The organism is Isoptericola dokdonensis DS-3 (assembly GCF_001636295.1).
Lineage (GTDB): Bacteria > Actinomycetota > Actinomycetes > Actinomycetales > Cellulomonadaceae > Isoptericola > Isoptericola dokdonensis.
Window position 1 is genome coordinate 2631646 of record NZ_CP014209.1, and the last position, 22683, is coordinate 2654328.

At 72.9% G+C, this 22683-nt stretch carries 19 protein-coding genes and 3 tRNA genes; 11 read left to right on the plus strand and 11 right to left on the minus strand.

Annotated features, from left to right (window positions below; all coding sequences use genetic code 11):
• Positions 1–79: 79 nt before the first annotated feature.
• Entirely contained in the window at positions 80–2266 is a 2187-nt protein-coding gene (locus tag I598_RS12295; RefSeq protein ID WP_068203208.1) for an MSCRAMM family protein, read from the plus strand.
• A gap of 146 nt (positions 2267–2412) precedes the next feature.
• A complete protein-coding gene (locus I598_RS18265; RefSeq protein ID WP_068203209.1) occupies positions 2413–4467 on the plus strand; it encodes a hypothetical protein in 2055 nt (684 codons plus the stop codon).
• Between the two features lie 126 nt (positions 4468–4593).
• Here I598_RS18265 and I598_RS12305 read toward each other — a convergent pair whose 3' ends face one another.
• Together I598_RS12305 and I598_RS12310 are read right to left on the minus strand one after the other, a co-directional pair.
• Positions 4594–7233 carry a fibronectin type III domain-containing protein gene (locus I598_RS12305; protein ID WP_068203210.1) on the minus strand — a complete coding sequence of 880 codons (2640 nt, stop codon included), beginning with the start codon at positions 7231–7233 and terminating at the stop codon, positions 4594–4596.
• Positions 7234–7533: 300 nt separating this feature from the next.
• Positions 7534–7617 (minus strand) — tRNA-Leu (locus I598_RS12310).
• Between the two features lie 241 nt (positions 7618–7858).
• On the opposite strand from I598_RS12310, the gene I598_RS12315 reads away from it, so the two are divergent.
• The 7 genes from I598_RS12315 to pknB are packed head-to-tail and all read left to right on the plus strand — an operon-like array spanning position 7859 to position 16949.
• Positions 7859–8578 (plus strand): FhaA domain-containing protein, encoded by a 720-nt coding sequence (locus I598_RS12315; protein WP_068203211.1) that lies wholly within the window; start codon positions 7859–7861, stop codon positions 8576–8578.
• A 10-nt stretch (positions 8579–8588) separates the two neighbouring features.
• On the plus strand, positions 8589–9074 hold the full coding sequence (locus I598_RS12320; protein WP_068203212.1) for an FHA domain-containing protein FhaB/FipA: 486 nt from the start codon (positions 8589–8591) through the stop codon (positions 9072–9074).
• A 6-nt stretch (positions 9075–9080) separates the two neighbouring features.
• Positions 9081–10403 (plus strand): PP2C family protein-serine/threonine phosphatase, encoded by a 1323-nt coding sequence (locus tag I598_RS12325; RefSeq protein WP_068203213.1) that lies wholly within the window; start codon positions 9081–9083, stop codon positions 10401–10403.
• Entirely contained in the window at positions 10400–11974 is a 1575-nt protein-coding gene (locus I598_RS12330) for an FtsW/RodA/SpoVE family cell cycle protein (protein WP_068203214.1), read from the plus strand. The genes I598_RS12325 and I598_RS12330 overlap by 4 nt, the downstream gene beginning before the upstream one ends.
• Positions 11971–13434 (plus strand): peptidoglycan D,D-transpeptidase FtsI family protein, encoded by a 1464-nt coding sequence (locus tag I598_RS12335; protein ID WP_068203215.1) that lies wholly within the window; start codon positions 11971–11973, stop codon positions 13432–13434. The genes I598_RS12330 and I598_RS12335 overlap by 4 nt, the downstream gene beginning before the upstream one ends.
• An 8-nt stretch (positions 13435–13442) precedes the next feature.
• Positions 13443–14879: a serine/threonine-protein kinase gene (locus I598_RS12340; protein WP_335583260.1), complete on the plus strand. Its 1437-nt coding sequence runs from the start codon at positions 13443–13445 to the stop codon at positions 14877–14879.
• Positions 14880–16949, plus strand: coding sequence for a Stk1 family PASTA domain-containing Ser/Thr kinase (gene pknB, locus I598_RS12345; protein ID WP_068203217.1), 2070 nt, complete (start codon positions 14880–14882; stop codon positions 16947–16949). It abuts the gene before it with no gap.
• Positions 16950–17051: 102 nt separating this feature from the next.
• On the opposite strand, the gene I598_RS12350 is transcribed toward pknB, so the two are convergent.
• The 4 genes from I598_RS12350 to I598_RS17910 are packed head-to-tail and all read right to left on the minus strand — an operon-like array spanning position 17052 to position 19457.
• Positions 17052–17705 (minus strand): aminodeoxychorismate/anthranilate synthase component II, encoded by a 654-nt coding sequence (locus I598_RS12350; RefSeq protein ID WP_068203218.1) that lies wholly within the window; start codon positions 17703–17705, stop codon positions 17052–17054.
• Complete coding sequence (locus I598_RS17680) at positions 17702–17869, minus strand: hypothetical protein (RefSeq protein WP_157557227.1); 168 nt, start codon at positions 17867–17869, stop codon at positions 17702–17704. Before I598_RS17680 ends, I598_RS12350 begins: the two co-directional genes overlap by 4 nt.
• On the minus strand, positions 17866–18729 hold the full coding sequence (locus I598_RS17905) for a class E sortase (protein WP_232314149.1): 864 nt from the start codon (positions 18727–18729) through the stop codon (positions 17866–17868). The genes I598_RS17680 and I598_RS17905 overlap by 4 nt, the downstream gene beginning before the upstream one ends.
• Positions 18726–19457: a DUF881 domain-containing protein gene (locus I598_RS17910; RefSeq protein ID WP_068203219.1), complete on the minus strand. Its 732-nt coding sequence runs from the start codon at positions 19455–19457 to the stop codon at positions 18726–18728. Before I598_RS17910 ends, I598_RS17905 begins: the two co-directional genes overlap by 4 nt.
• Before the next feature lie 128 nt (positions 19458–19585).
• On the opposite strand from I598_RS17910, the gene I598_RS12365 reads away from it, so the two are divergent.
• Positions 19586–19843 (plus strand): cell division protein CrgA, encoded by a 258-nt coding sequence (locus tag I598_RS12365; RefSeq protein WP_068203220.1) that lies wholly within the window; start codon positions 19586–19588, stop codon positions 19841–19843.
• Positions 19844–19900: 57 nt separating this feature from the next.
• Here the strand turns inward: I598_RS12365 and I598_RS12370 are convergent, their stop codons facing one another.
• Both I598_RS12370 and I598_RS12375 read right to left on the minus strand, forming a co-directional pair.
• Complete coding sequence (locus tag I598_RS12370; protein ID WP_335583261.1) at positions 19901–20629, minus strand: rhomboid family intramembrane serine protease; 729 nt, start codon at positions 20627–20629, stop codon at positions 19901–19903.
• Positions 20630–20817: 188 nt separating this feature from the next.
• Complete coding sequence (locus I598_RS12375) at positions 20818–21357, minus strand: peptidylprolyl isomerase (protein ID WP_068205261.1); 540 nt, start codon at positions 21355–21357, stop codon at positions 20818–20820.
• Positions 21358–21444: 87 nt separating this feature from the next.
• On the opposite strand from I598_RS12375, the gene I598_RS12380 reads away from it, so the two are divergent.
• A complete protein-coding gene (locus I598_RS12380; RefSeq protein ID WP_068203221.1) occupies positions 21445–22269 on the plus strand; it encodes a hypothetical protein in 825 nt (274 codons plus the stop codon).
• Between the two features lie 62 nt (positions 22270–22331).
• Here the strand turns inward: I598_RS12380 and I598_RS12385 are convergent.
• From I598_RS12385 to I598_RS12390, 3 genes are all read right to left on the minus strand, one after another.
• Positions 22332–22407: transfer RNA gene (locus tag I598_RS12385), tRNA-Ala, on the minus strand.
• A gap of 22 nt (positions 22408–22429) precedes the next feature.
• Positions 22430–22549: a DLW-39 family protein gene (locus tag I598_RS18120; protein ID WP_211287427.1), complete on the minus strand. Its 120-nt coding sequence runs from the start codon at positions 22547–22549 to the stop codon at positions 22430–22432.
• Positions 22550–22570: 21 nt separating this feature from the next.
• Positions 22571–22644: transfer RNA gene (locus tag I598_RS12390), tRNA-Ile, on the minus strand.
• Between the last annotated feature and the right edge of the window lie 39 nt (positions 22645–22683).

Consider the following 22683-nt stretch of genomic DNA (forward strand, 5'->3'; position numbering starts at 1 on the left):
CCCGGTGGACGGGGCAGCGGCGCGGAACGTGACATCGCCTCCCCGCGCGGTTCGTCGCCGTGTCTCGTACTGTCGACGCGTGGAGACGACGCCCGGGCGCCCGATGCACGCTGCGACCAGGCCACGTCGGCACCGGACCGGGGGCGTCGCCGCGGTCGGCGTCGTGCTGCTCGCCCTCCTCGCCACCCTGCTCCCCGGGTCGACCGCGGGTGCCGTGACGACGGCGGGGTGGGCGACGTGGGAGCCCCTGGGCGGGAGCGCCGGGCAATGGACGACGCGGATGCAGCTCCCGGCCGGCGGCTTCCCGGGCGCGACCGTGACGTCGGACTCGCGCGGCGGCCAGGTCGGGGTGCAGTCCGGGACCAGCGCGTGGCTCGGGTCGTCGACGCCGCCCGGGACGGTGTTCGGGTCCAGCCAGGGCGAGCCGTACCTCAACCTGCGCCCCCGCGCCGACAGCCCGTCGGCGCCGTCCACCACCACGTACACCTTCGACCGCCCCACGCCGGCGGGCGGGTGGGCGTTCGTGCTGGGCGACATCGACGCGGACCGGGCGGTCGTCATCGCCCGCGGCACGGACGGCGGGCTCCTCACCGGGGCCGAGCTCGGGTGGCAGGGCGGGTTCAACTACTGCGTGGGGACGGGGACGCCGTCCTGCCCGGGCGTGGAGACCGACGTCGCCACCTGGGACCCCGTCACCGGCGAGTTGATCGGGAACGCCGCCGGGGTCGACACCTCGGGGGCGGCCGGCTGGTTCCGGCCGAGCGTCCCGATCACCAGCCTGACCGTGTTCTTCTTCCAGCGCAGCGGCTTCCCCGTCTACCAGACGTGGTTCGCGTCCCTCGCCCGCGACATCACCGGCACGGTGGACCTCGTCGAGCAGGACGGCACCGCGGCGGGCGTCGTGCCGGGGGCGACCCTCACCCTCCTCGGCCCGGACGGCACCGCCCTCGCCACCACGACCTCCGGTGCGGACGGTTCCTACACGTTCGCCGGGTTCACGGCGGCGCCCGGGTACGCCGTCGAGCTGACGACGCTGCCGACGGGCGGGGACTTCCCCGCCGGCCTCGTGCCGTTCGGCGACCGCACGGCGACCGGGGTGGACCTGACCACGACCGACGCGACCGACGTCGACCTCGCGGCACGCGAGATCGTCCCCGTGCCCGTGAGCGGCACCGTCACGACCCCGGACGGCGAGCCCGTCCCCGGCGCGACGGTCGTGCTCACCGGCACCGACGGCGTCGAACGGTCCGCGACGACGAATTCTCTCGGCGAGTACGTCGTCGACGACGTCCCCGTGGGGGAGCACACCTTCACGGTGCTGCCCCCGGACGGGTACACCGTGGTCTCGGTGCCGGACCCGATCGACGTGCCGGCCGGGACGGAGGAACCGATCGGCGGGCAGGACGCCGTCGTGCGCGCCCCCGCCACCGTGGCCGGGTCGGTGCTCGCCGGGGACGCCCCCGTGCCGGGCGCCGTCGTCGAGCTCGTCGACACCGGCGGCGCCGTCGTCGCGACCGTGCCGACGGCGGCCGACGGCACGTACACGTTCGACGCGGTCGCGGCCGGTGAATGGACCGTCCGCATCGAGGTGCCCTTCGGGTACACCGCGGACGGACCCGTCGAGCAGGCGGTCGAGATCGGGGCCGACGACGTCACCGGGGTGGACTTCGCCCTGGCGCGTCCCGGCGCGATCGGCGGTGCGGTGCTGGACGACACCGGGGCACCGGTCGCCGGGGCGAGCGTCACGGTGAGCGGTCCGGACGGCGACGTCACGGTCGTGACCGACGACGCGGGCACCTACCTCGTGGACGGCCTCCCGCCCGGCGAGCACATCGCCACCCTCACCGTCCCCGCCGGGTACACCACGCCGGACGCCGACCGCGCGGTCACCCTCACCGCGGCCGGGGAGAACGTGCTCGACCAGGACTTCACGCTCACGGCCGACGTCGCGGAGCCGAGCCCCGAGCCGTCGCCGTCCGCCGAGCCGTCGAGCAGCCCGGCCCCGTCGAGCAGTCCCGAGCCGTCCCCCTCGACCGGCCCGCCCGGTAGCCCCGAGCCCACCGTCGACGCGACCGCGGACCCGACCGCCGTGCCTGCCGGCGGCAGCCCCGGCCCTCCGGGCGCACCGGGCGCACCAGGTCCCGGCGGGATGCCGGAGCTCGCGACGACCGGCTCCGACGTGGCGGTCGTCCTCGCCGTCGCCGGGCTGCTGCTCCTGACGGGTGCCGGGCTCCTCCTCGGGCGACGGCGCGTGGCGCAGCGGTAGCGTCCTGCGGTCCTCCCGGCCAACGCCGGGTGAAATGTCGGGATCGTGACGAAAGTCTCGCGGGCCGCCCCTGGAGCGCGGTGGGTGCGGGCGCTACGTTCGGCGCGCGACGACGCTCGGGTCGGCGCGCTCTCGAAGGGACGACGTTGCCCGCCTCACCTCTCCCCGCCGGACGGCGCCGCCGGTCCCGTGCGCTCCTCACCGCCACCACCGCTCTCGCCCTGCTCGTCGGCCCCACCCTCGGCGCCGTGCCGGCGTCCGCCGACGAGCCCGTCCCGGACCCGACCCCCAGCGTCTCGGCGCCCACGACGCCGGTCGTCGCGCCGGTCGTCGCGCCGGACCCGGCCGAGCTCGGGGTCGACGGGACCGCCGCGGTCGGGGGCAGCCTCGAGGTCGCCGAGGACGCCACCGTCTGGCAGCCGTCCGCGGGCCTGGTGTTCACGTACCAGTGGGTCGCCGACGACGTACCGATCGACGGTGCGACGGCCGCGACCTTCACCCCGGGGGCCGACCTCGCGGAGGCCGAGCTGGCCGTGGACGTCACCGGCACGCTGCCCGGCGACCCGCCGTCGTCGGCGACGGTGCGGGTGCCCGTCGGCACCGTCGCACCCGCGACCCTCACCGCCCCGACGCCGCGGATCACGGGCCGCACCGAGGTCGGGTCGACGGTGACCGCGGTGCCGGGCACCTGGGCCGGCGGGACCGCGCTGACCACCACCTGGCTCGTCGGCGGCGTCGCCGTGTCCACCGCACGAACCCTCACCCTGAAGGCCGAGCACGCCGGCCGGTCGCTCGTCCTGCAGGTCGACGGCAGGCTCGCCGGCCACACCGCCGCCTCCGCCCGGACCTCGCCCGTCACCGTCGCCGCCGCACCCGCGTGGCCCACGCCCCGCATCGCGGGCACCGTGCGGGTCGGGGCGAAGGTCACGGCGCAGGCCGGCACCTGGCCGACGGGGACGCGCCTCGCCTACCGCTGGTACGCCGACGGTCGTGCCGCCCCGGGCGCCGACTCCCGCACCCTCACGATCCCGGCCGCGCAGCGCGGCGACCGGCTCACCGTCAGGGTGACCGGCACCCGCTCCGGCGCCGCGGCGGTCACACGGACCAGCGCCGCACGGACCGTCGCCGCCGGCGTCCTGAAGACCGCCAGGCCCACCCTCTCCGGCCTCGTCGGCGGCAAGGCCAAGGTCGGCAAGAAGCTCACCGCCAAGCCGCGCACCGGCGCCTGGACCCCGGACCCGACCTCGGTCCGCTACCGCTGGAAGGCCGACGGCCGTGCGATCTCCGGCGCCACCCGCTCGACCTACACGCCGAAGGCCGGGCAGACCGGCAAGAAGATCACGGTCACCGTCACCGGGTACCGCTCCGGGTACACAGCCAAGGCGGCGTCCAGCAGCGCCGTCGTCGTCGCGAAGCCGTTCTCCCGCACGACGAAGCCCAGGATCACCGGGAACGTCCGCCTCGGCTCCACGCTGCGCGTCGTGCGCGGGACCTGGAAGCCGAACCCTGCGTCCCTCAGCTACCGGTGGAAGGCCAACGGCAAGCCGATCGCCGGCGCGACGGGCAAGACGTACCGGCTCCGCGCGGCCGACCTGAACAAGCGGATCACCGTCACCGTCACGGGCCACCGCAAGGCGAGCATCACCACGGCGCGCACCAGCGCGAAGACCGCACGGGTGCAGCTGCCGAAGCCGGCGCTCACCCGCGCCGGCACCTTCAAGGTCGGGCGGGACATCAAGCCCGGGACCTACGTGGCCTACGCCTACGGCGACACCTGGTGCACCTGGTCCCGGCGCGCCGACGCGAAGAACAACCGGCGGGGCGAGATCGCCAACGACTACGGCTACGGGCACCGGATCGTCACCATCAAGGCCTCCGACGAGTACTTCCGTACATCCGGGTGCGGCGCCTGGTACAAGTTCTATCCGGTCGGCGGACTGAAGAGCCGGACACCGACGGACAGCGTCCTGCAGGTCGGCTCCCAGCTCCGGCCGGGCCTCTACGAGACGTCCGGGCCGGCGTACGCCGACAACCAGTGCAACTGGAGCCGCCTGCGGTCGTTCACGGGCTACACCGCACCGAAGGGCAGCAAGAACGTCATCGCCCGCGGCGCGGCCCGCGCCGGTGACACCGTGAGGATCCGCAGCTCCGACGCGGGCTTCGAGACGTTCGGCTGCCGGTGGACGAGGATCAGCAACTGAGCCACGGAGCACGCGCACGGGCCCGCCGGGAGATCCCGGCGGGCCCGTCGTGTCCCCGCGGGCCGACCTCGCCGGACGGGGGAGCGGCCGTGCCCCGCCGCCTCGACGACGGGGCACGGCCGAGGGTCACCCGAGCGTGAACTCGTAGGTGCGGGTGTTGCCGGCGACGTCGTGGACGACGAGCGTGTTGGCGCCCGCCTTCGCGCCGAAGACGCCCGGCCGGACGAAGTTGACGTCCGACCACGCGTTGTCCGACAGGTCCTTCGGCACGCCGTTCAGCACGACCTTGTCGACCTTGCCGGCGTCGTGCAGCTTGAAGCTGACCTGGCCGTACACGTCCCCGGTGCGGGTGGTGAACGACGCGCCCTCCTTGACGGTCGCCGTCGGCGCGGTCGCGTCGACGGTCACGTCGAAGGTGCTGGTCCGGGACACGTTCCCGGCGAGATCGTGCGCGTTGTACCGCACGGTGTACGCGCCCGAGGGGAGCGCGACGGTCGCCGTGTGGGTGGCGACCTTCGCGCCGTCGGCCACGGCCGACTGCGTGCTCTTGACGAGCTTGCCGCCCGAGTAGACGTTCGCGACGACCTTCGCCAGGCCGCGGTCGTCGGTCGCGTCGACCTGGACCGCCAGCTCGCGCACCGGGCCGGGCGACGTCGGCGCCACGAGGGTCACCTCGGGGCGCGTCGTGTCGGGCTCGGTGACGGGCGGCTCCACGCCGGCCTCCGTGACCCACTTCTCGCCGTCGTCGGACTTCGTCACCGTGAACTCGTCGTACACCGCACCGACCGGCAGGTCCGTGGTGGCCGAGGCGGTCTTCTCCGCGAGGTAGGAGCGGTAGTGCAGCGAGTCGCCGGTCACGTCGATCACCTGGTAGGTCGTGACGCCCGCACCGCGCAGCACCTGGGTGGCGCCGTTGTTCGTCCAGACGTTCCTCTCGTCGGTCTCGAGCGCGTAGTGCTTCGCGCCCGAGTTCGAGACGATGTACACCGGGCCGTCGGTCACGCCCGGCGTGTCGGTGACGTCCTCGTCGTTGTAGCCGCGGGCGTAGGTGTGGTCGTGACCCATCATGACGAGGTCGATGTCGTGCTCCTGGAACACCGGCACCCAGTGCTCGCGCAGGATCGGCTCGTTGCGCCCGGCCGACGTCGAGTAGACCGGCTGGTGGAACGTCACGACGTTCCACTTCGACGGGGTCTGCGTCAGCACGTGGTCGAGCCACTCCGCCTGAAACTGCGTCCACAGGGCGGAGACCTTGCCGGACGGGCAGTCCGTGCCGGTGCACGCCGGGAGGCTGTCCGGCGTGAGGAACGTGGTGTCGCGGGTCGCGTTGATGGTGATGAACCGGACGCCCTGGTAGTCGGTGAAGTACACCGTCTCGGCGGCGAACTGCGACCAGTGCTCGAAGTACGCGGCATACTGCTTCGCCACGTCGGTGTCGCCGACGGCGAGGTCCGCGAGGTCACCGATCGTGTCGGTCGTCGGGTTGTTGTGCGGGTACTCGAAGTTCGCCTTCCACGCGGTGAGGAGCTTGTCGCCCGAGTACTCGTGGTTGCCGGGCGCCGCCATGACGTTCGTCGTGGCCGCCGACGTCTCCATGCCCGTGAACCAGCTCACCCACTGCGTCTCGTTGCCGCCGGTGTCGATGAGGTCGCCCGCGTGCACCGACCCGATGGAGTCCGGCGCGGACGCCTCCGCCATCTCCACGACCTTCGGCCAGGTCGAGTCGAGCCCGATCTGCGCGTCGCCGTAGTAGACGAACTGGAAGTCGGTGTCCGACGGGTCGGCGGTCGTGAACTCGTGCCACGGGCTCCACGCGCCCACGGTGCCGACCCGGTATGTGTACGCCGTCGCCGCGCTCAGCCCGTCGACCGTCGTCGAGTAGTGCTGCAACGGGTTGCCGTTGACGGCGCCCGCCGCGTACGCGTCGACCGTGCGGACGTCGCCGCCCGCCGCCGGGCGGATCTGCACCTGGCCCGTCGTCTGCGACGTGTGCCCGGCCAGCCACGAGAACGACTGGCTGGTCTCCGGCGTCTCCGTGGGCGTGAGGATCACGCGCGACGGCGGGGTCGGGTCGACGACGCCGGGAGCGAGCTCCTCCACCAGCCGGATCGACGGGACGTCCAGGTAGATGTCGCTCGACGTCGAACGGTCCTGGTACAACGCCACCGCGACCGTGTTCACGCCGTCGACGAGCACGTCGCCGTCCGCCGTGAAGCTCGCCGCCGTCGGGGCGTCCAGGCCCGACCCCGCGTACTGCAGGTTCGTGTCGTCCGTGACGCGGTCCGCGTGGAAGCCGGCCACCCGCTCGCCGTTGATCCACACCACGGCCCCGTCGTCGTAGACGAGGTCGCCGACGACGTCCGCCACCTGGTCGGCGACCCCCGCGTCGAGGGTGAAGTCCGTGCGGAAGAAGAAGGTCGGCACGTTCGGCGCCGCCGAGCCGTCGAGGTACTGGTTGAGCAGCGTCCGCGGCTGGCGCGGACCGACCGGGTCGAGCTTGCCGCGCTTCGCGCCGAAGCTTCCCGTCGCCGCCTTCCACGCCGAGTCGTCGAAGCCGGTCGTCGTCCACACCCGCAGGTCGGGGTCGCCCTGGGCCGGGTCGGCCCCGTCGTCGAGGTAGCGCCACGTGGTGCTCGCGTCGACCACCGGCGCCTCGGGCACGTCCGGCGCCGCTGCGGCGGGCGCCGCCAGAGCGCCGGCCACCAGACCCGTCAGCGTCATGCCGACGGCGGCACGGCGGCCCCACCGGCTCTTGGGGTTCGTCATCGTCTCCCTCTCGTCACTCGCGGAAGGACTCACCCGGGCCGCGGTCCGTGACCGCGCGCCCGGCAGGTCCGCTCCGATCGAAGAGGGTCGGCATGGCCGACGGGTGTCCGCGGCATGCCGCCGCGATGAACGTCTGCCCCGGGCATGCAGCGGCCGCGTCGTGGTTCCTCACGGATGACTCGGCCGATGCGCGAGGAACCGCGGCGTCGACGACCTCGTCGCGCGCCGGCCACGCCCTACGGGGCCCCGGAACGCAGAAGGTCCCGGCCAGGAGAACCTGACCGGGACCTTCTCTTCACGTGCGCGAGGGGGGAGTTGAACCCCCACGCCCTTTCGGGCACACGGACCTGAACCGTGCGCGTCTGCCTATTCCGCCACTCGCGCGTGCTGAAGGAGATTAGCACGGCGCGGGGGCGGGATCCCAACCCGATCGGCCCGCCCGTCCAGGGGCGTGCGTCACAGGACCGGGGGCCCTGCGCCCCGTGACCCGGCCGTGACCTCGGCGGGCGGGTCTGCGCGAGGCATTCGCACGAAATCCACAGGTTCGTGGGCGGGGTGGGTGCGCCGCTGCCTACGATCTGGATAGTCTGCCCGCAAACGGTTGCGGGTGACGGGAGGAGGTGGCATGGGCGCGCTGGACCGCTTCGAGAAGAGCGTGGAGCGACTGATGAACAACGCGTTCGCGAAGGTCGGTCGCGGTGGCGAGGTGAAAGCGGTGGAGCTCGCGAGCCGGCTGCGGCGCGAGATCGACGACCGTGCCGCCGTCGTCGGACGCGACCGCACGGTCGCCCCGAACGAGTTCACCATCGACCTGTCGCCGCCGGACTTCGAGCAGGTGCAGAACTGGGGCGCCGAGACCCTCGCGGACGAGCTCGCGACCAACCTGACGGAGTACGCGGCCTCGCAGCACTACGCGTTCGTCGGCCCGGTGAGCGTGACGTTCGAGCGGCACGACGAGCTGACGGGCGGCCGGTTCCAGATCCGGTCGGCGACGGTGCGCGGCAACGTGGCGCCCGCGACGAACCCGGCGCCGAGCACCCGCCACCCCCTGATCGACATCGACGGCCAGCGCTACCTGCTGACCGGCCCGGTGACGGTGATCGGCCGCGACGCGGAGGCTGACATCGTCGTGGACGACCCCGGCGTCTCCCGCCGCCACCTGGAGATCCGGGTCGCGCCGGAGGGCGTGGTCGCCACGGACCTCGGGTCGACGAACGGCCTGTTCGTGGAGGGACACCAGGTCCCGGCCGCGACACTCCTGGACGGGAACACGCTGACCATCGGCCGCACCCGCATCATGTTCTGGACCGGCACCCAGGCCGGCCGGCAGACCGAGGACTGGTGATCGACCGAGGATGAGCGAGCTGACGATCACCCTGCTGCGGCTGGGCTATCTCGTGCTGCTGTGGGTGTTCGTGCTCTCCGCGGTCGCCGTGCTGCGCCGCGACCTCGCCCTGCGCAACCCCCGCGGACGCCGCAAGTCCGCCGAGGAGCCTTCCGGGCCCGTGGAGCAGGTGGCCTCCCCACCGCGCACCGCCGCCCGGGCCTCGGGCCCGACCCGGCTGGTCGTGACCGCCGGGCCGCTCACCGGCACCACGCTCCCGCTGTCGACGTCGTCGATCCTCATCGGTCGCGCCCCGAGCTGCACCCTCGTGCTCGACGACGACTACTCGTCGTCGCGGCACGCCCGCATCTTCCCGCAGGGCGACCACTGGTACGTGGAAGACCTCGGCTCCACGAACGGCACCTACATGGGCGACGAGAAGGTCGGCGGACCCACGCACCTGCCCCCGGGCGTCGGCGTGCAGATCGGCCGTTCCGTCGTCGAGCTGCAGGGCTGATCCGGGATGCCCCTCGCCCTGCGCTACGCGGCGCGGTCCGACGTCGGTCTGGTGCGTCACGACAACCAGGACTCCGCCTACGCGGGCCCCAACCTCCTCGTCGTCGCGGACGGGATGGGTGGCCACGCGGGCGGTGACATCGCCTCCGCCCTGGCGGTCGCGGCCCTCGCCCCGCTGGACACCGACGACCACGGCCCCGAGCAGGCGCTGGCCGACCTCGAGCGGACCGTCGAGCAGGCCCGCCAGGACCTCGTGCACGCCTCCGAGGTCGACCCGGACCTCGCGGGCATGGGCACCACCGTGACCGCGCTGCTGCGCTCGGGCAACACGCTCGCGATGGCGCACCTGGGCGACTCGCGCGCCTACCTGCTGCGTGAGGACACGCTGACGCAGGTCACGGTCGATCACACGTTCGTGCAGCACCTGGTGGACACCGGCCGGATCTCCCCGGACGAGGCCGAGACCCACCCCCAGCGCAACGTCGTCATGCGGGTCCTCGGCGACTTCGACGTCGACCTCACGCCCGACATGTCGATCCGCGAGGCCCGCGCGGGCGACCGCTGGCTGCTCTGCTCGGACGGCCTGTCCGGGTTCGTCGGCGGCGAGCAGCTCGCCGACGTGCTGGTGGAGTCCGAGACCGTCGAGGAGGCCGCCGACCTCCTCATGACGCTCGCGATGACCGCGGGCAGCACCGACAACATCACCGTCGTGGTGGCCGAGGTCGTGGACACCGAGCAGGAGGCGCCGCCGGCCTCGACGACGCAGGTCGTCGGCGCCGCCGCGAAGGGCACCTCCCCGGCCCTCGCCCACCAGGAGGACCCCCCGGAGCCCGCCGCCGCAGAGTCGGACGACGACGAGGACGACGAGGAGGACCCGGCCGACGACGACGCCCGCCCCCGCCGCCGGCCCTGGCTGACGGTGCTCGTGTGGCTGGTCGTGCTGGGCGGGCTCGGCTACGCCGCCTGGTGGGCGTACGGGTGGACCCAGGACCAGTACTACGTGGGCATCGCGGACGGCCAGGTCGCCGTCTACCGCGGCATCCCGCAGGAGGCCGGCCCCCTCACGCTCTCGCAGCCGGTGGAGCTCACGGGCACGCCCGTCGACGACCTGCCCGCCTACTGGACGGAACGGCTCGACGGCACGATCCGCGCCTCGTCGCTCGACGAGGCGGTGGTGCGCGCCGACCAGCTCATCGCCGAGGCCCTGCCGACGCCCAGCCCGACACCGACCCCGAGCGTGAGCCCGTCGCCGAGCGTGGCCCCGTCGCCCAGCACCACGCCGTCGCCGCGCACCTCCCCGTCCCCCGACGCCGAGGAGGCGTCCGCGTGAGCGTCGAGAGCCCGACGGTGACGCCGCGGCAGCGGCGACCCCTGCGACTCGCCGAGATCTTCCTGCTGGTCCTCGCCCTCGCGGGCGGTGTGGGCGGGTTCGCGATGGTGGGGCTGTCGATCCGGGGCGAGCTGCCCGACGGGTTCTGGCGCAACAGCCTGCTGCTCGCCGCGATCGCCCTGGTCGCGCACCTCGTGCTGCGGTTCCGCGCACCGTGGGCCGACCAGGTGATCCTGCCCGCCGTCGTCCTGCTCAACGGCATCGGCCTGTCCATGATCTGGCGGCTGGAGATCTCCGGGTCGGCGAACATGGGACCCGCGGACGCCGCGGGCAACCTCCAGGCGTCCCTCATCGGCGCGGCGGTCGCGTTCGCGATGCTGTGGCTGCTGCGCGACCACCGGTGGCTGCGCCGCTACACGTACACGGCGATGCTCGTCGGCCTCGCCCTGGTCGCGCTCCCGCTGATCCCCGGTCTCGGCACGGAGATCAACGGTGCGCGCATCTGGATCACGGTCGGCGGCTTCTCGCTCCAGCCCGCCGAGTTCGCGAAGATCGCGTTCGCCGTGTTCTTCGCGGGCTACCTGGTGGTCAACCGCGACACCCTGGCCCTCGCCGGACCGAAGATCCTCGGCCTGCACCTGCCGCGCCTGCGCGACCTCGGCCCGATCCTCGTGGTGTGGGCCGCGTCCCTCATGGTCCTCGTGCTCCAGCGCGACCTCGGCACCTCGCTGCTGTTCTTCGGCCTGTTCGTCGCGATGCTCTACCAGGCGACGGCCCGGTCGAGCTGGATCCTGCTGGGTCTGACGATGTTCGCCGCCGGCGCGCTCGCCGCCGCCCAGCTCTTCCCGCACGTCGGGGCGCGCGTCGACGCCTGGCTGCACCCGTTCGACGCGGACCAGTACGAGGCCGCGACCGGTGGGTCGTACCAGCTCGTCCAGGGGATGTTCTCCATGGCGAACGGGGGCCTGTTCGGCACCGGCTGGGGCGAGGGCCGCCCGTTCCAGATCCCCTACGCGTTCTCCGACTTCATCTACGCGGCCCTCGGCGAGGAGCTCGGCCTGACCGGGCTCGCGGCGATCCTCCTGACCTATCTGCTCATCGTGCAGCGCGGCTTCAAGGCGGCGCTGTCGGTGCGGGACGGCTTCGGCAAGCTCCTGGCCGGCGGTCTGGCGGCGGTCATGGCACTGCAGATCTTCGTCGTCGTCGGCGGGATCACGCGCATCATCCCGATCACGGGCCTCACGCTGCCGTTCATGGCACAGGGCGGCTCGTCCCTGCTGGCCAACTGGATCGTGGTGGCGCTGCTGCTGCGGATCTCCGACAGCGCGCGCCGTCCCTCCGACCTGCCCGTGCGCGGCCAGGTGTCCACGGGCGGCATGCGGGAACCGGAACCGATCCTCGTCGGCGGGCCCGACGACGAGGCCGTCGAGGGCCCGGACGGCACGCCGGCCACCGGCAGCCCGCTGCCACGGCGCCGCATCGCCGACCGGGACGCCGACAGCACCGGCACCCCGGCGGCACCCACCGAGAGGATCGACCCGGACCACCCGCAGGGAGGTGAGCAGCGGTGAACACCACGACCCGACGCCTCGCGTCCATCGTCATGGTCATGTTCCTGGCCCTGCTGGTCTCCACCACGTGGATCCAGTTCTTCCGCGCCGACGACCTCAACTCCGACCCGCGCAACGCACGCGCCCTCTACGAGCAGTTCGGCACCGACCGCGGGCCGATCGTCGTGGGCGGCGAGGCCATCGCCAGCTCGGTCGCGGTGGACGACGAGTGGAACTACCAGCGCGAGTACGCCCAGGGTCGCCTGTACGCGCCGCTGACCGGCTACTACTCGCTGGTGAGCGGCACGTCCGGCATCGAGCGGGCCGAGAACGACTTCCTCGCCGGGACCGCCGACGCGCTGTGGGTGGACCGCCTGCAGAACCTCCTCACCGGCTCGGACGCCCAGGGGTCCTCGGTGGAGCTCACCATCGACGCGGAGGCGCAGCAGGCCGCCTGGGACGCGCTCGGGGACCAGCGTGGCGCCGTCGTCGCGCTGGAGCCCTCGACCGGACGGATCCTCGCGCTGGTCGCCAAGCCGACGTTCGACCCGAACGACCTCGCCACGCACGACACCGGGGCCGCCAACGACGCGTACGTCGACCTGCTCAACGACCCCGACGACCCGCTCATCAGCAACGCGACCAACGACATCTACCCGCCCGGGTCGACCTTCAAGCTCATCACGACGGCGGCCGCGCTCGAGAGCGGCGACTACACGCCCGACTCGGTCATCCCGGCGCCGTCGACGTACACCCTCACGGGCACGTCGACGCAGGTCGGCAACTTCGGCGGCACGTCGTGCGCGTCCTCGGGGGAGATGACGCTGGCCGACGCCCTGCGGATCTCCTGCAACACCGCCTACCTGGAGCTCGCGGGCGAGCTCGGCGCGGACGCCATGAACGAGCAGGCCGAGAAGTTCGGCTTCGGCAGCTCCTACACCGTGCCGTTCCAGACGTCGGCCAGCCAGTACGACCCCGACGTGGACGCCATGTCCACCGACAAGGTGGAGCTGTCGGGCATCGGGCAGGGCAGCGTGCTCGCCACCCCGCTGCAGGTCGCGATGACGTCGGCCGCGATCGCCAACGGCGGTGAGCTGATGGAGCCGTTCTCGGTCGACCGGGTGCGCAGCCCGGAGCTCGAGGTCGTGCAGGAGACCCGGCCGTCGAGCCTCGGCGACGCGATCTCCGAGGACACCGCGCGCCAGCTCACCGACATGATGGTCAGCGTCGTCGAGGACGGATCCGGCACGGAGGCCGCCATCTCCGGGGTCACGGTCGCCGGCAAGACCGGTACGGCGCAGCACGGCGACAACTCCGCGCCTCCGCACGTGTGGTTCACCGGGTTCGCGCCGGCCGACGACCCGCAGGTGGCCGTCGCGGTCGTCGTCGAGGAGGGCGGGGCACTGGGTTCCTCGGCGACGGGTGGCCGCGTCGCGGCCCCGATCGCCAAGGCCGTCATGGAGGCGGTGCTGAACGGATGAGGCCGGCTGTGGGCATCTCCCTGGGCGACCGCTACCGCCTGACGCGGCGCATCGCCGTCGGCGGCATGGGCGAGGTCTGGGTGGCCGACGACGGCTACCTGGGCCGCGACGTGGCCGTGAAGGTGCTGCGCGAGGAGTACACGGGCAACGAGGACTTCCTCAAGCGGCTGCGCACGGAGGCACGCAACAGCGCGGCCCTGTCGCACCCGAACATCGCGCAGATGTACGACTACGGCGAGCAGGACGGCGCGGGGTACCTCGTCATGGAGCTGGTGCTCGGCGAGCCGCTCGCCGACCTGCTGGAGCGCGAGCCCGTCATCGCGCCGCGCAAGCTGCTGCCGATCCTGTCCTCGACGGCGCGGGGTCTGCACCACGCGCACCTGGCGAAGGTGGTGCACCGGGACGTCAAGCCCGGCAACATCCTGCTGGAGCACGGCAACCGCGCGGTGAAGATCACCGACTTCGGGGTGTCGCTGGCGGCGAACCAGGCCACGATGACGGCGACCGGCATGGTCATGGGCACCGCCCAGTACCTCTCGCCGGAGCAGGCGGTCGGTCAGGCTGCCACGCCGGCGTCCGACCTGTACGCCCTGGGCATCGTCGCGTACGAGGCGACGGCGGGCCGGCGACCCTTCACCGGGTCGACCCCGGTGGACATCGCCGTCGCGCACGTGAACGCCGCCGTGCCGCCGCTGCCGACGACGGTGCACCCGGGCCTGGTCGACGTGATCATGCGGCTGCTCGCCAAGGACCCGGGCCGCCGCCCGGCGTCCGGCGAGGCGCTGGCGAACGAGCTCGACGCGCTGGCGCAGGAGATCGCGGAGGACCCGCTGGGCGCCCGGTCTCGCGCTGCGCGCCGCGCGGCCCGCACGGGCAAGCCGGCACCGGTGCGCCACGCCCGCCCCGACGACGGCCAGGGCCGCGCCGACACCCCGGTCGACGACGTCACGGCGGGCACCCGCCCCCGACCCCGTCCGGAGCCGGTGCCCGCGCGTTCCACGACGACGCCCGACGCGTCGGGCCGGGACGTCCCCGCCGCGGTCCCGCCCCGGTCGTACCCGGCGCGCCGGGACCACCACCGGTCGGCCGCCATGCACCGCCCGACACCGCCGCAGGGCACGCGCAGCCGCAGCGACCTGCACCGTCCGGAGGAGCCCGAGGTGACCCGGGCGTCCACCACGACGGGTCAGCGGCTCGGCCCGCTCGGCCGGTTCTCCTGGCCGCTCCTCGCCCTGCTGGGACTGCTGGTCGTGCTGGCCGTCGCGTCCCTCGTCAGCGGCATCCTCGGTGGTTCCGACGGCGACGACGGCGCCCGGGCGGCGCAGGCGTCGACGTGGGGCGCCGCCACGGTGATGTCGCAGCCCTCGACCGCGCCCGACTCTGGGATGATGCTCCCAGAACCGTCGTCCCTGCTGGGGACGACCATGACCGAGAAGGACGTCTGAGTGGTGGACAACACTCCCCGCGTGCTCGCGGGCCGGTACGAGGTCGGTGAGCTCATCGGCCGTGGCGGCATGGCCGAGGTGCACATCGGCCACGACGCACGCCTCGGCCGCACCGTCGCCATCAAGGTGCTGCGTTCCGACCTGGCCCGCGACCCGTCGTTCCTGGCCCGCTTCCGTCGTGAGGCGCAGTCGGCCGCGGCGCTGAACCACCCGGCGATCGTGGCCGTGTACGACACCGGCGAGGACATCTCCACCGACCCGACGGGCAACCAGGTCCACATCCCCTTCATCGTCATGGAGTACGTCGAGGGCCACACGGTCCGCGACATCCTCGCGGACGGCGCGGCGGTCCCGATCGAGGAGGCCGTGGAGATCACGGTCGGCATCCTGTCGGCCCTGGAGTACTCGCACCACGCGGGCATCGTGCACCGCGACATCAAGCCCGCGAACGTCATGATCACGCCGACCGGCGCGGTCAAGGTGATGGACTTCGGCATCGCGCGGGCCATCGCGGACTCCGCGGCGACCATGACGCAGGGGCAGGCCGTCATCGGCACGGCGCAGTACCTGTCGCCGGAGCAGGCGCGCGGCGAGCAGGTCGACGCCCGCAGCGACCTCTACTCCACCGGCTGCGTGCTGTTCGAGCTGCTCACGGGGCGCCCGCCGTTCGTCGGCGACTCGCCCGTCGCCCTCGCCTACCAGCACGTGGGCCAGGAGGCGCAGCGGCCGTCCGAGGTCGCGAGCGACGTCCCGGACGTCCTGGACCGCATCACCCTCAAGGCGCTGACGAAGAACCGCGACCACCGCTACTCGTCCGCCGCGGAGTTCCGCGCCGACCTCGAGTCCGCGATGCGGGGCGGCTCCGTGGCGGCGCCGATGCTCGGTTCGGCCGCCGCCGGCTACGCGGCGACGCAGGTGCTCGGCGACCCGTCGGGCACGCAGGTCATGAACCCGACGCAGGCCGCTCCGTGGGGTGCGACCGGGCTGCCCGCCGACTCCACGGGCGTCGGCACGCCGAACGCCCCCGACGAGGACGACAAGCCCAGCCGCAAGGGCCTGATGTGGACGCTGATCACCATCGGCGTGCTCGCGCTCGCGACGATCATCACCCTGCTCATCATCAACAGCGGGCCGGACGAGCCGGAGACGGTCGCCGTGCCGGAGCTCACCGCGACCATGAGCCGTGCCGACGCCCAGCGGGCGATCGAGGCCGTGAACCTGGTGTTCTCCGAGCGGGTCGACCAGGAGTCGGACGAACCCGAGGACACGCTGACGCGTTCCGAGCCCGCCTCCGGCGAGCAGGCGCCGGTCGGCAGCACCGTCGAGGTGTACTTCTCCGGCGGGCCGGAGACCTTCCCGATGCCCGACGTGACGGGCATGAGCCAGGAGGAGGCCGAGTCCGCGATCGAGGAGGCCGAGCTGACGGTCGGTGACGTCAGCGAGCAGGCGCAGGCGGGTGCCGACCAGGGCGAGGTCATCTCGTCCAGCCCGGCACCGCGCGAGGCCGTCAACCCCGGCGACTCCGTGGACCTCGTCGTCGCGAGCGGCCAGGTGGACCTGCCGAACCTCATCGGGCAGTCGCAGGAGGAGGCGGAGAACACCCTCGACGACCTCGGCCTCGACTCGTCGATCGAGAGGACGCCGGTCGACGACGGCAACGACGTCGGCCTCGTGGTGCAGCAGTCCCCCGAGGGCGGCACCGTCGGCCAGGACACCCGCGTCACCCTGACCATCGGCGAGGAGCCGGAGGCGGAGATGACGCAGCTCCCGAACGTCGTCGGGATGACAGTCGACGAGGCCCTGGAGGCGCTGAGCAGCCAGGCGAACGTCAACGCCAGGCAGACCACGGCGTCGTCCGAGGAGTACTGCTCCGGCTACGTCAGCGCGCAGGACCCGCCCGCCGGGTCCGAGGTCGAGGTCGGGAGCGACGTCACGATCACCGTCTCCACGGGAGCCCCGGGGCAGGACTGCTCCGCGGGCGGCCCGACGCCGGCCCCCGCCGTCGGCGACGACGGCGGGGACGAGGGCGACGGGGGCGACGACGACGAGGGGATCCTGCCGTCCCCTTGACGCGGACCGCCCGGACACCACGGAGCCCCGCCGCTGACACGAACCGTGTCGTCGGCGGGGCTCCGTCGTTCCCGCGGCCCCCGTCCGGGGCCGCCGGGCGTGTCAGGCCACGTGCACCAGGGGTGCCATGCCGGCCGAACGCTCGACCGCCCCGGCGTCCCCGCAGACGGCGAGCCAGTTGGCGAGCAGGCGGTGGCCGCCCTCGGTGAGGACGGACTCGGGGTGGAACTGCACGCCGTGCAGGGGCAGGTCACGGTGCTGGACGCCCATGACGACGCCGGTCGCGGTGGTGCAGGTGACCTCCAGCTCGGCGGGCACCGTGTGCGGCTCGACGGCCAGCGAGTGGTAGCGCGTCGCCGTGAACGGGGCGCCGAGGCCGTCGAGGACGCCGCCGCCGTCGTGCTCCACGAGGCTCGTCTTGCCGTGCATGAGCTCCGGCGCGTGCGACACGGTCGCGCCGTACACCTCGGCGAGGGCCTGGTGACCCAGGCAGACGCCCAGCATAGGGGTGGCGGAGCGGGCGCAGGCGCGGATGACGTCCTCCGACGCCCCCGCCTCCTTCGGCGTGCCCGGCCCGGGCGAGACGAGGACGCCGTCGAAGGGCGTGCCGTCGTCGTGCCAGAAGCGGCCGTCGGCGTCGGGCTCGGGGACGGCGTCGTTGCGCACCACGGTGGTGCGCGCGCCGAGCTGGTCGAGGTAGCCGACGATCGTGTAGACGAACGAGTCGTAGTTGTCGACGACGAGGATGGAGGTCATGGGTGCGCCTCGACGGTGTTGTCGTTGATGGGGACGTACTCGGAGAACCAGGGGAAGACCCACTCGAAGCAGACCCAGACGGCCGCGACGAGCAGGACCAGGACGAGCAGCACGCGGAGCCACACGGGGCCCGGCAGGGCGCGCCACAGCAGGCCGTACATCATCTCACCACCGTGGCGTCGAAGGAACCGCCCGCTGCCGCGGCCGCAGGGTCGAAGCCGACGTCGAGCAGCTCGGCCGGCGTACCCTCGCTGACGGGCGCCCAGTAGTCGAGCTCGCCGTGGATGATGTACCGCTGCGCGGCCGAGTACATCGGGTGACAGGCCGTCAGCGTGATGAAGCGTTGCGTCAGCTCGGGGATGGGCTCGCCGGGCATCAGCCCGGGCACGGGGGAGACCACCTCGACCTGGTTGGGCCACACGATGAGGTGCTCGGTCATCCTGTACACGTACCAGGTGTCCTTCGTCCGCACGACGAGCGCGTCGCCCGCCTCGAGCTCCGCGACCCGGTGGAACGGCTTGCCGTAGGTGGTGCGATGGCCGGCGAGGGCGAAGTTCCCGAGCCCGCCCGGCATCGCGGTGCCCGGGTAGTGGCCGATGCCGAGCCGGTCCAGCACGGACGCCTTGTCCACACCCTGGGCGATCGGCTCGACGTAGTCGGCGCCCCAGGCCGGGACGTAGAACCGGGCGAACACGTCCTCCAGCGGCGGCTCGTCCAGGACCGGCGGCTCGCCACGGTGCTCGGACGCGACGGCCGGGCCGTCGTCGGCCTGGACGACGGGCGGGTCCGGCCAGTCCTGCGCCGCCATCACCTCGGTGTGCACGCGGTCGGCCTGCACGTCCGTCCACCAGAGCTGCCACACCACGAACAGGCCGAGGAACACCCCGGCCGTGATGAGCAGCTCGCCCACGAAGCCCACGACCGACCCGACCAGCCCGCCGCGCCGACGGACCCGCCCGTGCGCGGGCGGCGCCGGGGCCCCGGCCGGCGGGCCGCTGCGCGCGGCGTCCCGCACGTGCCTCACGAGAACACGTCCGTGCCCTCGGGCACCTCGGCGTGCTCGAGCTCCTGGCCGCCGCTGTACGCGGGCATCTCGAGGGCGTCCTGCCGCGCGACGTCGTAGCCCAGGCCGATCCAGTCGACGTACTGCTGGTACACGGCCACGCCGGGCGACGAGTCGAGCGCGGCCTGGAGCCGGTCCGGGTCGCCGATCGCCTCGACGACGTACGGCGGGGAGTACACCTGGCCGTGCAGGAGCAGGATGTTGCCCGAGCAGCGGAAGGCGCTGGTCGACGTCACGCGCTGACCCTGGAGCGTCATCGCCTCCGCGCCCCCGGCCCACAGGGCGTTGATGACGTGCTGGAGGTCCTGCTGGTGCACCACCAGGTCGTCGGCGCGCACGCCGTCGATCTCGAGGGACGACGACGGCGCGTCCTCCAGCGCCACGGTCAGTCCCGGACCGCCCACGGGCCACGCGCCGGACGCCACCCCCTCGCGTGCGCGCAGGTCCGCGCCGCGCGTGGGGACGTCCTGGGCCACCGCGTCGCTCAGCTCGTCGATCTCGTCGTCGAGCGCCGTGACCTGCTCGTTCATCTGCGCGACGCGGTCCGACTCGTCGGCCACCACGGAGGCGAGGTCCTCGCTGTGCCGGTCCTCCTCGCCGTCGTCGAGCTGCGCCGACACGGTGAACAGGACGCCGGACAGGCCCAGCACCGTCCCGACGAGGATGCCGGAGCGGATCCGAGGGCTCATGGGCTGCGGCCTTCCTGGTCGTCGTCGTGCACGAGACTGGTGTGCTGACCACTACGCTAGACGACGAACCGTCGTCGGCGTGCGGGCCCGAGGCCCGCCGTCGCACCAGAGCTGACAGGAGTCCAGCCGTGTCCGAGTCGAAGTCGTCGAAGCCGGAGAAGAAGAAGGCCGAGTCCGTGGCCGTCCCCGGTCGTCCGGCGGTGAACCCGCGCTGGCTCGTCCCCACGATGCTGACGCTCATGCTCGTCGGTCTCGCGTGGATCGTCACGTACTACCTGACGAGCCAGAACCTGGGCCTGCCCATCCCCGCGCTGGGCAACTGGAACCTCGTCGTCGGCTTCGTGCTGATCATCGCCGGTTTCGGTCTGACCACCCGCTGGAAGTAGGGCTGTACAACTACACACGTGTGATTCCACACCTGTGTACAACCCTGGGGACAGCGGTCAGAGCAGGGCCCACGGCGGGACGGTCGCGTACTTCGCCACCGACAGCCCCACGAGCAGCACTCCGACGACGACGGGCAGCGCCCACCCGACGAGGCGCTGCCGCTCGCGGGGGGCGAACGCGTAGCCGGCCCCGATCGCCAGGCCCACGACGAGCCCGCCGACGTGCGCCTGCCAGGCGATGCCGCCGACGAAGAACGGCAGCGCCATGTTGATCGCGATGAGCACGACGATCTGGCGGGCGTCACGGCCGAGCTTCCGCAGCACCGGGATGATCGCGCCGAACAGCCCGAACACCGCGCCGGACGCGCCCACGACGGGCGTCACCCAGCTCCCGGAGAGCGGGTCGGCGAGCAGCAGCACCCCGACGGAGCCGCCGAGGGCGGCCAGCAGGTAGAGGGCCAGGAACCGCCCTCGGCCGAACGCCTGCTCGAGGAACGGCCCGACGAGCCACAGCGCGTACATGTTGAACAGGATGTGCAGCGGGCTCGTCGAGTGCAGGAACGCCGCCGTGAGGAACCGCCACGGCTCCGCCTGACCCACGACGGGCGCGAACGCCCACTGCTGCGTCCACGTGGCCGTGGTGAGCTGCAGGACCCAGCTGACCACGCACAGCCCGATGATCGTCAGCGTGACGACGGGCCGGCCCTCCCGCACCGTCGCCCCGAACGCGGTGCGCGCGCTGCGCGTCGACCGCGCCGCCTGCCCGACGCAGTCGACGCACTGCACACCGACCGCCGCGGGCCGCTGGCACTCCGGGCACGTGGGCCGTCCGCACCGCTGGCACCGGACGTACGACACCCGGTCCGGGTGCCGCGGGCAGACGGGGACCTCGCCGCCCTGCTGCGGGGCTGGCTGCGGGATGGAGATGGCTCGGCCCTCCGCGGGTCGGGTCGGTCGGGTGGCGCGGGAGAGGGTCAGTCCTCGATCGTCACCGAGTTGATGACGATGTCCTCGACCGGACGGTCGCCCGGACGGGTGCGGGTCGTGCCGATCGCGTCGACGACCGCGCGGGACTCGTCGTCCGCGACCTTGCCGAAGATCGTGTGCTTGCCGGTCAGCCACGGCGTCTCGGTGGTCGTGATGAAGAACTGGGAACCGTTGGTGCCCTCGACCTCGCCCGAGACCGGGTTGCGGCGCTTGCCCGCGTTCGCCATGGCGAGCAGGTACTTCTCGGTGAAGCCCAGCTCGGGGTGGATCTCGTCGTTGAACGTGTAGCCGGGGCCGCCGGTGCCGGTGCCCAGCGGGTCCCCGCCCTGGATCATGAAGCTGTCGATGACGCGGTGGAAGATCACGCCGTCGTAGAGCGGCTCGTGGCGCTCGGCGCCCGTGCGGGGGTCGGTCCAGGCCTTGGTGCCCTGGGCGAGCCCGACGAAGTTGGCGACCGTCTTCGGCGCGTGGTCCGGCAGGAGCTCGATGCGGATGTCACCGGCGGTGGTGTGCAGGGTTGCGAACATGCTGCCCATTCTGGCACCTGTGGGCGCACGACGGGCCGACGGGCGTGTGACGGTGCGCTCCCTGACCTGCGGTGGCAGAGTGGGGTCATGGTGCAGACCCCGAAGATCGACACGGACAAGGTGAAGGACTCGGCCGCCGAGGTCGCGGCCGCACTGGTCGGTGCGGGCTCCCGCGCCGCCGACGGTGCCCGCGACGCAGCCGGGCAGGCCAAGGACTGGGCCTCCCCGCGCTACGACGCGTTCGTCGAGTGGCTCCGGCCGCGCGCGGAGAAGGCCTGGAACGACAGCGTCCAGGCCGCCGCCCCGCGCGTCGAGCAGGCCGCCACGAAGGCCGGCCCGCTGGTGGACTCCGCCCACGACAAGATCGTGGAGGAGTACCTGCCGAAGCTGGTCGTGGCGTTCAACGCCGCGGCAGCCCGTGCGGGCGCCACCGCCGAGGAGGTGGCCAAGGCCGCGAAGAAGGCTGCGAAGGAGGCGGAGAAGGCCGCCAAGAAGGAGCAGCGCAAGGGACGCCGTCGCAAGGCCCTCGTCTGGACCGCCGTGCTCGGCGGCACCGCGGCGGCCGGGTACGCGTTCTACCGGCGTGCCCAGCCGCAGAACGACCCGTGGGCCGAGCCGTGGGAGCAGTCCACCGCCCCCGACTTCGACGGCGCCGCCCGCGACGCCCGGCACGTCGTCGGAGACGCCGCGGAGGCCGTCGGTGAGGCCGCCGGCGCCGCCGTCGCCAAGGGCAAGGAGGCCACCGAGAAGCTCTCGGAGAAGGCCGCCGAGGTCCGCGAGGACGTCGCCGCCCGCACGACGCGCGCGCGGAAGAAGACCGAGGACGCCGCCGCCGAGGCCGAGGCCGCGGTGGAGGACGCCGGCCGCGCGGTCGAGGACAAGGCCGACGACATCACGGACGACAAGAAGTAGTCCCCCGCGTCGTCAGACGACGAGAGCCCCCGTCCGCGTCGGACGGGGGCTCTCGTGCTGTGTGGTGGAGCCAGGGGGACTCGAACCCCCAACCCCCTGCTTGCAAAGCAGGTGCGCTACCAATTGCGCCATGGCCCCGAGGATCGATCGAGCCGGAGGCTCAGTCGAGGGTGTCGGTGACCTCGGTCCACAGGTCACGGTCGGCGGCGTCCGTCGAGACGCGCCGCCAGACGAGGTAGCCCGCCGCAGCGGCGAGCAGCACGATCATCAGCTTCTTCATGCTGGACCTCCTCGTCGGATGTGGGGCTAGGAGGACTTGAACCTCCGACCTCTTCCTTATCAGGGAAGCGCTCTAACCGTCTGAGCTATAGCCCCGCGCACCCGCTCCGAGAAGCGCGTGCAGCACGGAACATT